Source organism: Psychrobacter proteolyticus, assembly GCF_038155145.1.
In the GTDB taxonomy this organism is placed as follows: domain Bacteria; phylum Pseudomonadota; class Gammaproteobacteria; order Pseudomonadales; family Moraxellaceae; genus Psychrobacter; species Psychrobacter proteolyticus_B.
Window position 1 is genome coordinate 1 of the sequence record NZ_JBAKAY010000001.1, and the last position, 14,875, is coordinate 14,875.

At 44.6% G+C, this 14,875-nt stretch carries 10 protein-coding genes and 1 tRNA gene; 1 reads left to right on the forward strand and 10 read right to left on the reverse strand.

What is annotated here, in order from left to right:
- Window positions 1–213 precede the first annotated feature (213 nt).
- The 6 genes from V6252_RS00005 to leuS form a co-directional block, all read right to left on the reverse strand.
- Window positions 214–289, reverse strand: a tRNA-Lys gene (locus V6252_RS00005).
- Between the two features lie 194 nt (window positions 290–483).
- Window positions 484–2,433, reverse strand: coding sequence for a MacB family efflux pump subunit (locus V6252_RS00010; protein WP_341609143.1), 1,950 nt, complete (start codon window positions 2,431–2,433; stop codon window positions 484–486).
- Window positions 2,434–2,738: 305 nt separating this feature from the next.
- Complete coding sequence (locus V6252_RS00015) at window positions 2,739–4,064, reverse strand: efflux RND transporter periplasmic adaptor subunit (protein WP_341608804.1); 1,326 nt, start codon at window positions 4,062–4,064, stop codon at window positions 2,739–2,741.
- A gap of 298 nt (window positions 4,065–4,362) precedes the next feature.
- On the reverse strand, window positions 4,363–5,463 hold the full coding sequence (locus V6252_RS00020; RefSeq protein ID WP_341608805.1) for a DNA polymerase III subunit delta: 1,101 nt from the start codon (window positions 5,461–5,463) through the stop codon (window positions 4,363–4,365).
- A gap of 161 nt (window positions 5,464–5,624) precedes the next feature.
- Entirely contained in the window at window positions 5,625–6,338 is a 714-nt protein-coding gene (locus V6252_RS00025; RefSeq protein ID WP_341608806.1) for a hypothetical protein, read from the reverse strand.
- Window positions 6,339–6,404: 66 nt separating this feature from the next.
- Entirely contained in the window at window positions 6,405–9,092 is a 2,688-nt protein-coding gene (gene leuS, locus V6252_RS00030) for a leucine--tRNA ligase (protein ID WP_341608807.1), read from the reverse strand.
- 226 nt (window positions 9,093–9,318) lie between these two features.
- On the opposite strand from leuS, the gene V6252_RS00035 reads away from it, so the two are divergent.
- Window positions 9,319–9,690, forward strand: a complete 372-nt coding sequence (locus V6252_RS00035; protein ID WP_341608808.1) for an arsenate reductase — start codon at window positions 9,319–9,321, stop codon at window positions 9,688–9,690.
- A gap of 128 nt (window positions 9,691–9,818) precedes the next feature.
- On the opposite strand, the gene argB is transcribed toward V6252_RS00035, so the two are convergent.
- The 4 genes from argB to mgtE all read right to left on the reverse strand — a co-directional run bounded on the left by argB (window position 9,819) and on the right by mgtE (window position 14,809).
- Window positions 9,819–10,730 (reverse strand): acetylglutamate kinase, encoded by a 912-nt coding sequence (argB, locus tag V6252_RS00040; RefSeq protein ID WP_057758912.1) that lies wholly within the window; start codon window positions 10,728–10,730, stop codon window positions 9,819–9,821.
- Window positions 10,731–10,807: 77 nt separating this feature from the next.
- Window positions 10,808–12,610 carry a phosphomannomutase gene (locus V6252_RS00045; RefSeq protein ID WP_341608809.1) on the reverse strand — a complete coding sequence of 601 codons (1,803 nt, stop codon included), beginning with the start codon at window positions 12,608–12,610 and terminating at the stop codon, window positions 10,808–10,810.
- A gap of 136 nt (window positions 12,611–12,746) precedes the next feature.
- Entirely contained in the window at window positions 12,747–13,211 is a 465-nt protein-coding gene (gene dut, locus V6252_RS00050) for a dUTP diphosphatase (protein ID WP_341608810.1), read from the reverse strand.
- A gap of 194 nt (window positions 13,212–13,405) precedes the next feature.
- A complete protein-coding gene (mgtE, locus tag V6252_RS00055; protein ID WP_341608811.1) occupies window positions 13,406–14,809 on the reverse strand; it encodes a magnesium transporter in 1,404 nt (467 codons plus the stop codon).
- Window positions 14,810–14,875: the final 66 nt, after the last annotated feature.

Consider the following 14,875-nt stretch of genomic DNA (forward strand, 5'->3'; position numbering starts at 1 on the left):
ACGCGGGACCAATTGATTAAAAGTCAACTGCTCTACCAACTGAGCTAACAGCCCTGAAGAGTATATAAAAAAGCGATGCTTTTTAACTCTGCAAGAGAAAATTCTAACTAAAGAACTTTCTAAAACTAAACATCTTAACGATGTTTTTTAAACTTACCTTTATCAGTCTACTACCGGATAGGGCAGAACGATTAATAAAGATTAAACTAAATATGGTGGGCTGTCCGCGACTCGAACGCGGGACCAATTGATTAAAAGTCAACTGCTCTACCAACTGAGCTAACAGCCCTAACGTTTAAAGTGTTTGTATCCCTAAACGTGAGAGCACATTATATATATTATTATGACAATTACAACCCCACATGATAAAAAAAGTGTAATTCTCTTATAAAATTGCCAATTTATTCCAGTTTCTTTAAATTTTTGCCATTATATCGATATTGACTGCTCTATTTTTGGCTAAAGCGAGTCAATAATCGATTATTAGTCTCGAGAAAGTGCTTCAACAGGATCTAATTTGGCAGCATTACGCGCTGGCAAGAATCCAAATACCACGCCAATTAACGTCGAACAAACAAAAGCCGCAATAATAGAGGTTGATGAATAGATAACTTTGAAATTATCACCACCCACGCTATTGATCAGCTCGCCAATGGCAAAGGCCAGTCCAATACCAATCAGTCCCCCTAAGATACAGACCAAAACGGCCTCAATGAGGAACTGCTGCATGATATCGCTCTGACGTGCGCCTACTGCCATACGTACACCAATCTCGTTGGTGCGCTCGGTGACAGAAACGAGCATAATGTTCATTACCCCAATACCGCCGACGATCAATGAAATAACCGCGACTGATGAAATAAGCAGGGTCATCGTGCCTGTCGTCGATTCGATCGTTTGACGGATAGAGTCTGAATTGCGCAACTCAAAGTCATCTTTACCATGGCGACTCTCTATCAAGTCAGAGATGGCCGTCTCTGCGGCACTGGAGGAGATACTGTCATCTAACAACGCCACAAAGCGGTCAATATTGGTACTACCCGTGACACGCGACATCACCGTAGTATAAGGCATATAGATAGTAGGCGTCGTCACACTGGGGCCAAAGCCACCATCGCTCTCTTCGAGGACGCCAATCACGCGCCCAGGCACACTACCAACCAATATCACCTCTCCAACAGGATTATCAATATCTGAGAAAAAGGTCTGCTTGGCATTGTCATCGATGATGATATCTTGACTACGTAATGTGACGCTTTTTTCATCAAACCCTTGACCCAATGCCAATGTCTCACCAGTGACGGTTAGATAGTCTTCACCAACGCCGTTAACGGTAGCATCCTCTTGTATACTTCGATAGCGCACGCTAGAGTTAGCATTTACCTGAGGGCTAACGCTGATAATATATGGCTGATTGCCGACCGCTTCTGCGTCTTCCGGCGTCAAGTTGTCATCGTTATAGCGTCGTCTAGGGTCGCCTCTAGGGTAGCCATCATTGACGGTGATGGTATTAGTACCTAACGAGCTAATATTAGCGAGGATTTGCTGCTGAGAACCTTGTCCAAGACCTACGATAGATACAACCGCAGCGATACCGATGATAATGCCGAGCATAGTCAGTAGGGTACGCATCTTATGCGCGCGCATGGCAAGCAAAGACATTTTAAATGCTTCAAGCAGTCGATCGATAAAGCTACCAAAGGCACTTTTACGATGTTCACCAAGGATAGATTCTGGTTTTTTGTCTGTGTGCTTGTAATGCTCAGTTTGATAATCAGCGATGACATAGCCATCTTTTAGCTCAATCACACGCTCTGCTTGTGCCGCTAGCTTTGGATCGTGAGTGACCATAATAATGGTATGGCCTTGTGCGCTGAGGTCATGCAAAATCGCCATGACGTCTTCGCCAGATTTACTATCTAGGGCACCCGTTGGCTCATCTGCCAAGATCACGTCACCACCATTCATCAGTGCACGAGCAACAGAAACGCGCTGTTGCTGTCCACCTGAGAGCTGATTGGGACGGTTGTTGACCTTATTGCCAAGCCCCAAATCCGTTAGTAACTTCTCAGCACGATTGGTGCGTGCCTCGGTATCCATGCCTGCATATACGGCAGGGACGGCGACGTTGTCTTTGGCACTGATATCACCAAGCAAATGGTAGCGCTGAAAAATAAACCCAAAGTGCTCACGGCGCAGTTCTGCTAGCTGATCGGCATCAAGCTTACGGGCAGATTGACCGTAAATCTTATAATCGCCAGCAGTGGCTTGATCAAGACAACCTAAAATATTCATCAAGGTAGACTTACCAGAGCCTGACTGTCCAATGATGGCAACCATCTCACCTTGATTGATAGTTAGATTGATATCATGCAAGACGCGAATAGTTTGCTCACCAGCAGGGAACTCTCTGATAATGCCAGACAACTCCATAATAGGCTTGTCTGGTGCAGGGTGATTAACGGTATTGGTTTTTGCCGGATTATTTAAGTTATCGAAACTATCTGAGCTGTCTAAGTTATTTAAGTTATCTGAGCTGTTTGAAAGGTTAGCAGAAGTGTGTGACCCTAAGTTTTGAGCCGTGCTACTTTCAGAGCTATCTTCAGTCGACGGTTTAGGAGATTGAGATATAGTCATAGCAGTGTCTTTAATAAAGGCTAATAAGCGTTATAGTGTTGTTATGAAAGGGCTGCTATGTTTAACGAGCCCTTTTTTATTCAACATAGTCAAAGAGCAAGTTACATTCGAGGTCCACCAGGGATACGGCCGCTACCTGACTTCTTACCGCTTTCTTCACTGATGATTACTTCTTCACCTTCTTTCAGACCGCTTAAGATTTGCGCATTTACTCGGTTATCGATACCGACTTCTACAGTACGCTCTTCTACGGTTCCATCCTCTTTTAATACACGTACAAACTTACCGGTGGCTGCTTTGCCTTTTTCTTTACCTTTAGAGCGTTTTTCTTGTATCACTGTTGACGGTACTAACAGAGCGTTTTTGGCTTCGTTAACGATGATATAAATCTGTGCGGTCATATCAATGCGGAACAAGCGGTCAGGGTTCGGTACTTCTACGTAGCCGACATAATAGATAGCGGCGTCTGTTGAGCTGGTACTACTGATTTGCTCTGGGGCAGGCTCGATAGCCGTCAACGTCGCATCATACTGCTGGTCTGGATTACCGATGATGTTGAAATAAGCGGGCATACCAGCATTGACATTGATAACGTCAGCTTCCGAGATTTGCGCATTAATACGTACGGTCGATAAATCTGCTAGTGTCACTAGTGTTGGCGCCGTTTGGTTGGCGTTAACCGTAGTGCCTTGCTCAGTGGTAATAGAAACGACGGTACCTGATATCGGTGCGCGAATCGTGGTATAGCTCAAATCTTCTTCAGCAGTACTGACGTTGGTTCGTGATTTGCGCAATGCTGCTTGCTGACTGTTGATATTGGCTTCGGTAGTCGCAATCGCGGCTTTTGCTGTATCGATAGCCGCACGTGCATTGGCAACGGCTGCTTTTGCGGTCTCGACACTGGTCGCTTGCGTATCATATTCTTGCTGCGAGATAGCGTCGATAGCGACTAAGTCTTGCAAGCGCGCAAAATCAGACTGGGCTTGTTTCAGCTCAGACTGACGGCTGGCAAGATCGGCATAGGCACTTTTTAGACTGGCTTGTTTGCTTAACGATTCTGCTTGCGCACTTTGTAGCGCGGCTTCGCTTTGTTCAAGACTGGCTTGTTCATTGCTCAGGCTGTTCTTCTGAGTCACTTGATCAATCTGCGCAATCAAATCGCCTTGTTTGACTTCGTCACCGACTTCAACGTACAGGCGTTTTACTTCACCAGATACCTGAGCCCCTACATCGACGGTATTTAACGCTTTTACTTTACCAGATGCCATGACATTGTTTTCAATATCACCGACTTCAACGGTTGCGGTTAGATAGTTAGGTGTGGTTTCTTCTGGTTTTAAGAAAGTATAGGCCAAAGCCCCTAATGCTACGATAATTAAGGTGATGACACCCCATTTGATAGCAGACTTTTTGCTTATTTTGCGCATGACAACAATCCAATCACAATTAAATCAAGTGTAGATATAGTAGAGACTTCACCTACAAAAGGGAATGGAAATTAGTTTACGAAAGGTTAAGGTAGCCAAGAATAGAGACAGGTACAAAAAAGAAATGCTTACTAAAAATCAATAAAACGGAGATTATAGGAGAACAAGATAGGGTAGTAGAATCTGGATTTATAGCGTTTAAATGTATAAACCAGTCAGAAAAACGTATAAATCAGTAAGAGAAGAGATGGATAACTCGTGGCTAAGCGCAACAATAAAAGTCGGTGACAGGTTAGCCTTAGCGCATGGCAAATAAACGCTTACCTGCGAGCTCCAATGCTGCTTGCAATAATAGCTCCCATGCTGGCTGGCGTATAAGTCCTTTGATAGCTTGGTCACAGCGGTAAAGCAGGGCAGGCCATTCGCTCGTTTGTTGTTTTGACTGACGGCGGCAGGCTTGCTGATATAACCCTTGCTTACTACGCCAAATGCCCAATGCTTGAGGGTCTTGACCGTCCATAAGTTGAATGATTTGACGCATGTCTTTGCTAATAGCCCAGAGCACTAAAGTAGTGGGCTCATCGGTCGACTTTAGCTGAAATATGATTTTGGCGACCTGCGTACTATTGCCCGCAAGCATCGCATCAGACAAATCGAACACACTAAACTGCGCATCGCTCACTAACGCTGCTTGTAGGTCTGCAATATCCAATGCCACATTATTCGCAGGTTGTGAAAAGCTATTAGATCGCTCGGCAATTGTGTCAGTAGCACTATTTTCACTAGTACTGTTATTAATAACTAGCTGCGGTGCAAACAAATAGGACAGTCGCCATAGGGTTTGATAAGCACTTAGCAAATGATGCTCAGTGTGTGACATGAGTAGCTGCCACGCCTCTTGAGACAGTCGCAAGCCAAACTTCTGAGCTTGTATTTGTAGTAGCTGTTGGCGCTGCTGCTCATTATACAAATTGCAATCAATGACATTGCCATATTGTGCAAAAGGAGCAAACCATTTGCTGCTCTGGCTGCGTTTGTCTTGCTTAGGTGTGAGCCACAACACACTATGACCGTGTGTGCCAGCTTGTGCCTCGACCGCAAAACGTTCCAGCTCGGCGATAACTGCTTTGTCAGGTTTATGGTTGCCCGTCACGATTAAGGCACTGGCATCATCAAATAGAGACTGGCTGCCAAGCTCTGACAGTACTTCTTGCCAGCTCTTGACGGAAATTAGCTCTATACGTTTGATTGCGTAATTCTGCGCGCGCCAGTGTGGACGCAGCGCATCTATCAACCATTGACTCAGTAGTGGCTCGTCACCGTGCGCCAGCCACAAGCCGGCTACCGCAACCGAAGGCTGCAGTAGTTTTGGATAGGCTTTTATGAAAGTATCTTGCATAGTGTGGTGTTACACAGATTGATGAGCAGGTAATACCAGTTCTAAAATATGATTAGCAGTGTCAAGCTAGCTTAGTCTACTCAATGTAGTACTTACACTCGCTTAGTTTGCTACTCATTCTTCTAGAAATGGTATCGTTTGATAATCAGAACGACTAACTATTACGGTTGTGGTACGACGACAACGGTTGGTGTCACACCTTTATTCATTTGCACAGACTGCTTGGCAGCAGGTGCGACTTTAGGAAGCGAGATAGCAACATACTGGTCAGTGATACGGCGAGCTAAAGTATCATAGAGCCAATCGCGAGTCTGATCGCCTTGCTGATCGTCAGTACTAACAGAGGCTTCGTTGTACTGATAGCTTCGCTCGACCTGAATGGGGTTGCTTAGTGTTACAGGCTTACCATTTTCCATCGTTTGATAGCTGACATCTGCTGATAGTACCAAGCGAATCTCTGTTAATACGCCAACCAATTCGTAACGTTTAAAACGTACATTACGGATGTCGATAGCGGCAATAGACTCAGCCCCTGCTTGTTGGTTATTGCGGGCAACTTCTTCTGAGCTCATATTACTAATAACATCGACACCTAACGTCTTTAGGCGACGCGTCAATGGTAGTTTCAGCGGGAAGGAGGTGCGATTGTCTTCGATGATGACCGCTGTTTTTTCGACGTCAAGCAGCATCGCTGAGTCGTAGCCACGCAGCTGGAAACCACAGCCGCTAAGAGCAGCGGCTGCACCTACCACTGCAAACATTGGCAGCGTGGCAAGTAAGACTGCTCCGAGCTTTTGGCCATGGGACTTTTTGTTAGCTAGGCTGTGTGCGCTTGATTCTGGTTGCGCCTGCTCAGCTCGATGCTTGTATGACATAAACGCTATCCTCATATGATAAGAAGGCTTAGAGCACTAAGCCTAAAATACTTAGCTCAAGATACCTCAGCCTACAACCACGATGTTAACCAATTTATTAGGAACGACGATTTCTTTTTTGATCTCGCCAGTGATGAATTTTGCCACACTTTCCATAGTGCGAGCTTGCTCTTTTAGCTGCTCAGGATCGCTGTTTGGTGCGACATCCATCTTACCACGCATCTTACCATTGACCTGTACCACCATGGTGATCATGTCCTGTACCAGCGCACTTTCATCCACGGTTGGGTAGTCCAACGTTAAGGTATCAAGACCTAACTGCTCAAGCAGATGCTCGCCAACGTGCGGCGCGTATACAGATAGCATAATTAGCAGATTGGTCAATGCTTCGTGTTTGACGTGTAGCTCTTGCTCATTACTAGCGTTAAAGCTAGTCAGCTCATTAGCAAGTTCCATCAGGCTTGATACTGGCGTGTTCAATGCCAGACGATTACCCAAATCACTGTCAATCTTAGCAATCGTTTCGTGCGTTTTACGACGTAAGTTTTTGGCTTCTTTGCTTAGACCGTCTGTGTTCAAGGTAGCACGGTTAAGCGTATCAATGCTGATATTGGCGGCCGTTAGCGCTTGCATATGGTCGGTTGCAATTCGCCATACTTTTTTCACAAAGTTATAAGGGCCTTTTAGCGCGTCATCTGACCATTCAAGCGTTTGATCCGCAGGCGCAGTAAATAGCGTATATAGACGAACCGTATCAGCACCATATTTATCAATGGTTAGCTGCGGGTCTACGCCATTGTTTTTTGACTTAGACATTTTTTCGATTTTGCCAATCGTGACTGGCTGGCCGTCTGACTTCAAGATAGCTTTGATTGGTTGACCGCGTTCGTTAAAGTCAATATCGATATCTTCTACAAAATAGTAGGTCGTACTGCCATCCGCATTGACGCGGTAGAACGTACCAGCGAGTACCATGCCTTGGGTCATTAGATTGGCAAATGGCTCGTCGCCTGTGACTAAGTTTTCGTCACGCATCAGCTTATGGAAGAAACGTGCATACAATAGATGCATCACCGCATGCTCGACACCGCCGACGTATTGATCAACAGGCAACCATTTATTGGCAGCAGACTTGTTGACCATGTTTTGTGCATCATTTGGGCTAGCAAAACGTGCATAGTACCAGCTTGACTCTACAAAGGTATCAAAGGTATCGGTCTCACGCTCAGCAGGATTACCACACTTAGGACAAGTGGTATTGACAAACTCTGGTATATTTTTAAGTGGATTACCGCGACCATCAGGTACGACGTCGGTTGGCAACACAACTGGTAAGTCTTGCTCTTCAACAGGCACCGTACCACAATGCTCACAGTTGATCATTGGGATAGGGCAGCCCCAATAACGCTGGCGAGAGACACCCCAATCACGTAGGCGATATTGGATTTTTTTCTTAGCCAGCTCTTTTGGCTCAAGTTTGGCTAGCATTGCTTCAAACGCTTGCTCAAAGTCTAGACCGTCAAACTCACCTGAATTAACCAAGGTATTGCGTTCAGTATAAGCAAGATTGACTTCACTATCGTTCGCTTTTGCCTCTGCTTTTAGCTCATCAAAATAGCCATCAGGGGTATTGATGACCTGTTTGATTGGTAGGTCGTACTTAACCGCAAATTCATAGTCACGCTCATCATGAGCAGGTACTGCCATAACTGCGCCTGAGCCGTAGCTCATCAATACGTAGTTGGCAACCCACACTGGCACTTCTTCACCAGTTAAAGGATGCGTCACAGTGAGGCCTGTATCCATACCGATTTTTTCAGCTTTGGCCAAATCTGCTTCAGCTACTGAGCCTTTTTTGCAAAGGGCACAGAACTGAGCGATTGCGTCATCCTGCTCAGAGGCGTACTGTGCAAGTGGATGCTCTGCGGCAACAGCGACGTAAGTCACACCCATCAAGGTGTCAGGGCGAGTGGTGAACACATCTAAGGTGTTTGCTTCACCAGCAAGCTCATAAGGGAAGTGCACTTCCATACCAGCACTACGACCAATCCAGTTGCGCTGCATGGTTAGTACTTCAGAGGGCCAGTGACCCTCTAGCTGATCCAAATCATCCAACAGCTCATCGGCATAATCGGTGATGTTGAAGTAATACATTGGGATGTCGCGTTTTTCGACCGCAGCACCACTACGCCAGCCTTTGCCATCGATGACTTGTTCGTTTGCTAAGACAGTGTTGTCAACAGGATCCCAATTGACCGTCGACAGCTTTTTGTAGACCAAGCCTTTTTTGTACAATTGCAGGAATAACCACTGCTCCCACTGATAATACTCAGGGCTACAAGTGGCAAATTCACGTGACCAGTCAATAGACAGGCCTAGCAATTTAAGCTGCGCGCGCATGCTGTCAATATTGGCAAATGTCCATGCAGCGGGTGGCGTCTGGTTAGCAATTGCTGCGTTTTCTGCTGGCAAGCCAAAACCATCCCAACCCATTGGTTGCATGACTTCATAGCCTTTGAGACGATAATAACGGCTCAATACGTCAGAAATCGTATAGTTACGGACGTGGCCCATATGCAGCTTACCACTTGGATAAGGGAACATCGACAGCATGTAACGGCTTGGCTTGTCGCTTGGCTCATTGCTTACTTCAAAGCGCTTGTCAGTGGCCCATTTGGTTTGCTGCGCGGCTTCTATCGCTTGTGGGTTATAATAGTTGTTTTCTGTTTGGTCTGCTGTCACGGCGTTGCTCATAGTCGGCTCGAAATTGGTTGATACTGATTTATTTAATACGGATTTGTTTAATACTGATCAAAATAGGTGGAATTTGACAATGCCATAGCATAGCGTAATTTGGCGAAAATTGCGACGATATGATGCAGTTGCTTACTAGGTTTGACGATTAAAAGTAATGCATTCTCTATATCCAGTCAGCCTTAGGTATAATAGACAAATTAATGAATATTTATGAGGATTTATCATGATCATCACCATTTACGGTATCAAGTCTTGTAGCACGATGAAAAAAGCGTTTACTAAGCTAGACGAATTAGATATCAGCTACGATTTTCACGATTATAAAAAACAAGGTATTGATAAAGAAACAGTACAGCGCTGGGTAAATGAGCTAGGTATCGACAAAGTGTTGAATAAGCGTGGTACAACATGGCGCAAGCTAGACGATAGTCAAAAGCAAGCGGCTGATGCTAGTGTAGACACCGCGATAGATTTACTCGTGGAAAATACCAGTATGATTAAACGCCCAATTGTAGAAGGTCAGTTGGCAGATAAAGATCAAGCAGTATTACTATGCGGCTTCGATGAATCTGAGTTTGATAAAGTTTTTTCGTAAGTTTAATCCATAAAAATTAAGCTAGGCTTATTTGTTAAGTATAAAAATGCACAAAAAAGCCCGAGCATTTATATCAGCTCGGGCTTTTCTACACTTAGCTTTTTTACATTTAGTATTGCTATATTTTTCTAGCTCAACGATGAATCTATTTCGCGACTGATAAGCGTACCAACCCCTTCGTTGGTGAAAATCTCAAGTAAGGTCGCATGAGGAACACGGCCATCAACGATTACCGCGCTTTTGACGCCGCTACGTACCGCATCAAGCGCACATTGAATTTTAGGAATCATACCGCCTGAGATAGTACCGTCTTCGATTAAGCTATCGACTTTCTTTGGCGTGAGTCCAGTCACCACTTCGCCATCACGGCCCAATACGCCTTTGATATTGGTTAATAGCATCAGCTTTTCTGCTTGTAAAAACTCCGCTACTTTACCTGCGACTAAATCCGCATTGATATTATAGGTATTGCCTTCAGCGTCAACGCCAAGTGGTGCGATTACAGGGATAAAATCAGAGGCAATCAACATGTTAATCACGTCTTTATTGACGCTGACCACATCACCGACAAATCCTAAATCAACGGGTACAGCGATACCATCTGCGCCAATTTTTTCCATCATCAGTTTTTTCGCCTGAATTAAGTTGGCATCTTTACCTGTAAGACCAATCGCGCGACCACCGTGTTTGTTAATCAGGCTAACAATCGATTTGTTGACGCTACCGCCCAAGACCATCTCTACGATATCCATGGTGCTTTTGTCAGTGACACGCATGCCATCGATACGGTCTGATTGACGGCCGAGCTCTTTTAGGAGGTTGTCAACTTGTGGGCCGCCACCATGTACGACTACTGGATGCATACCGACTGTCTTTAGCAAAACGATATCGCGAGCAAATGAGCTCTCAAGCTCAGGGTCGGTCATGGCGTTGCCGCCGTATTTTACGACTATGAGTTTATCAACAAAACGCTGGATATAGGGCAGAGCAGTGGTCAATACTTCAGCGGTGTTTTTGGCATCATCTAAATTAAGCGTCATTACAAACTCCTAAGGGCCGGTTTTAAATTGGTTGTTTTTCTACTATGTCTAATGAAACAGTTATGTGTTTTATGAGGCTACTCCGCAGGAATAGCAAGAATTTGTTCTGCTAGCGCTGTGTTAAATGGTCGGCATAAAGTGGCAAATGTCGCCTGAATATCTTTTAGGTCATCTATACTGTCGCCTGCAAAGCGCGCGGTCAGGCTATTACTGGTATTTGATTGACGCAGTACCCCAAAGCCATGCGCGAAATCCAAGCGCACACCATCGATACAGCTCAGCTTGGTTCCCATAGGTAATAATTCATGCGTCTGTTTTAATGCTATTTGCGCCTTCGCAGTAGCGCAAGTACACGCTGATGACTTGCATGTTGTGGCGGGCAGGCAAGCATCTTTTAGCTGCTGACTGTATGAAGAATCAGTATGAGTAGACATATCTACTAGATACTGCAAGTAATGACAAAATCTCGTTAATTGCTCTACAAGTGAGCAGTCGGTAGTAGCCGTCTGCGGCATTGGCAAGTAATGGTCAGCAGTACTGACAATAGTAGGCAAGCTTTGGATGATATCTGATAGTTGTTTTTTATCATTAACATCATTATGAGTTTGGTCAAGCCAATGCAGCAACCGTAATGCAGCATACATCGCATCATCATAAGGGATAAAGCGGCTGTCATTAAAGATGAAATGCCCTGATAATTCACCAGCGAAGACAATCTGATTGTCAGGATGCTGTACCTGTTGGCGCATAAAGCTGCTGCCAGTCTTGCTAATCACAGGTGTAGTACCAAGCTCAGATAACAGTCTTGGCAAATGATGGGCGCACTTAATATCGAAAAGAACTTCAGATGCTAATAAAGAGTCGCTAAGAGAATTAGGATGTTCAGTAATAGCAATACGTGCCAATAGATAGAGCAAATGATCGGGCGTAACTATTTTGCCGTTATTATCAACGATCATCAAACGATCGCCATCGCCATCAAACGCCAAGCCTATATCTGCTGCGTGCAAAACAATGGCTTGTTGCAATTCGTTTAGGCGATTTGGTTCGGTAGGGTCTGGATTACCAAGGGGAAAGTTGCCATCGGGTATGTCATTGAGAAAAATAACATGTCGGCAAAAACGTTCAAATAAGCGCTGAGCGATGCTACCAGTTGCACCGTGCATACAGTCAATAACCACGACCAAATCAAGTTTATAAGCGCTTTTCTGATTGGCTGCAGTTGCCGAGTGATTGTGCTGAAATAATTTTTCAAATACCTGCGCAATAGCATCGATATAAACGTTTGCTACTTGATGAGTAGGTAGTTGCTCAAGCAAGTCAATTGGTAATTCTGAATCGTGGCTACTCTTAATATCTTTAATGCCTTCTGAAAACCAGATAAGATTGTTAGCTTGATTATCTGGATAAGCGTGACAACTATGATGGGCGGTTAGCTGATGATAGAGAGTCTGTATCTCTGAGCTACTAGGGGACTTGTTATTCACCAACCATTTAATGCCTAGTATGTCTTTGGCAGAATGGCTAGCAGTTACGACAATGCCATGACCTTGATATTGCATTGCCCAAAATGCCATCATCGGCGTGGTGATTAGGCCTAATTGGATTACGCGTAAACCATGATGAGCTAATACAGTAGAGAGTGTATGGGCAATGGCTTCACTACCAATACGCATATCATAACCAATAACGACAACATTCTGCTTAGTCTCAACAGAGGCATTAGCATTGATGTTTTGAGTCGGTTGGCTATCTTGGGCATTGTAGAGAACAGCAAAAGCATCGCCTAACGCTTGTATAAAACTACTAGTGAAATACTGGTTGGCACCACGAATATCATAAGCACGGAATAAGGATTGCTGCGCCGCAAAAGGTGGCATTGCTTACTCTCCTTATAACCGTGATAGATGTTCAATGATAAATAAAAATGAATAGTGCAAGGTTTTATATATAGCTTAAGCAAAACCTTGAAGGCTATCTAAAAATTACTAGCAGAATTGACCGTCAAAATAGCTATTATTGACGACCTGAGTGTCCAAACCCGCCTGCACCGCGTACGCTTTCATCACTGAATTCTGCAACCACTTCAAACTCAGGACGAGCAACAGGCACCACGATGTACTGTGCCATTCGATCGCTTGGGTTAAGAACAAAGTCTTCGCTACTGCGGTTCCAAATACTAACCATCAGCTCGCCCTGATAGTCGGCATCAATTAGTCCAACCAAGTTACCCAAGACGATACCGTGCTTATGGCCAAGACCTGAACGCGGTAAAATCATACCTGCATAATTAGGATCTTGAATATAAACCGCAAGGCCTGTACCTATTAAATGGGTTTCACCTGCTTTAATCGTTAATGGCTCATCGATGCAAGCGCGTAAATCAATACCTGCACTACCATCGGTGGCACGAGTTGGTAGAGAAAATGCTTCGTCTTCAGTAATTTTAGGGTTTACCACTTTAACTTGTACAGCTTGCATAACACACTCACTTAACGATTTGATGGTTTTTAAATTATGATTTAAAACTAAGGCCTTGAACTAAGGTCTAAATAAATCTTATTCGAAATTTTTATACAAATAACAATTCTATATTTGGATTGAGTCATTGATTATTCAGCAATTCAGCAATTCAGCAATTCAGCAATTCAGCAATTCAGCAATTCAGCAATCAGCTATAGTATCAACACGCTGGCCAATCCTAAAAAGGACATAAAGCCGACGATATCCGTGACAGTCGTTAAGATAACCGAAGCAGATAGAGCAGGGTCGATATTCATCCGTTTTAGCATCAGCGGTATGCTGATCCCCGAGACATTAGCCGCAGTCATGTTGATCGCAATGGCAAAACCGATGACGGCACTGATCTTAATATCATGAAACCATAACTGAGCAATAAACGCCATAATTATCGCCCAGATGATACCGTTTATCGCACCCACCCAGAGCTCTTTATTCAACAGCCAGACACGGTTGGAACCACCGATTTGACCCATCGCCATCCCGCGGATAACGACCGTCAGCGTTTGCGAGCCAGCAATACCGCCCATACTGGCGACTACTGGCATCAATATCGCTAGCGCCACGACTTGTGCTAGTACTTCTTCAAACTGTCCAATCACTGCTGCGGCCAATAAGGCAGTACATAAATTGATACCTAGCCAAACGCTACGGCTTTTAGCACTGGTTAGGATGGGGGCAAACAACTCTTCATCTTGGCTAACACCAGCAAGGTTTTTCATGGTGCTGTCGACATCATCTTGGATAATCTCCATGATGTCTTCGCCGTTTAATTGACCAACCAGCTCGCCATGGCTATTGATGACGGGCGCAAAACGGATGTCTTCTGAACGAAAAATCGCGGCGGCATCTTGGATGTCTAAGCGATCATTAATTGTAATGGCAGTATCAATCAGCTCCGAGACCAAGGTATCTTGTCTATGCTTAATTAAATCTACTAGACTCAGTAGCCCTAGTAATTGCTGGCTTTGATCGACAACGAGCAGCTCTTGGCTCTCGTCATCGAGCAGGTCGTCGTTTTCACGCAGCCATTCTTGCACATCCGCCAAATAGATATCATCTCTTATCTGGATAATATCGGGATCCATATAGCTACCAACTTCCCAGTCGGCATAGGTATCAAGCTTATTGACTTGGACTCGCGTCTCTTCGTCTAGCGTTGCCATGACTGAGGTACGTACGCTCTCAGTGACAGTGTCCAAAATCTCAGAAATATCTTGCGCATCAAGGTCTTGGGTAAACAACGATATTTCTTGAGAAGAAATGTTCTCCATCAACGGCTGGCGCGTATCGACATCTAGTTCGGCAAGTACCTCTCCTTTGATGTGCTCTGGCACCTGTGCCCAAATCAACAGACGGTTTTGAGTTGGGAAGGACTCTAGTAGGTTGGCAATCTCATATTCGGACTGCTTTTCCAAAAACTCTGTAATGGCCTCGTATGCTTTATCAGCAACCAACCCCTGCAGATACAGAAGCTTATATTCGGCACTATATTCAGCCGAATTATAGTCTCCTGACAGAATGGTAGTTCGTTCCTGATTGGGCGTCGGGGTAGGCATAAGTGTTCCAAGTTTTTACAGTCAGTTTTTTATAGTATATAAAGAACAATAACAATGACGATTATA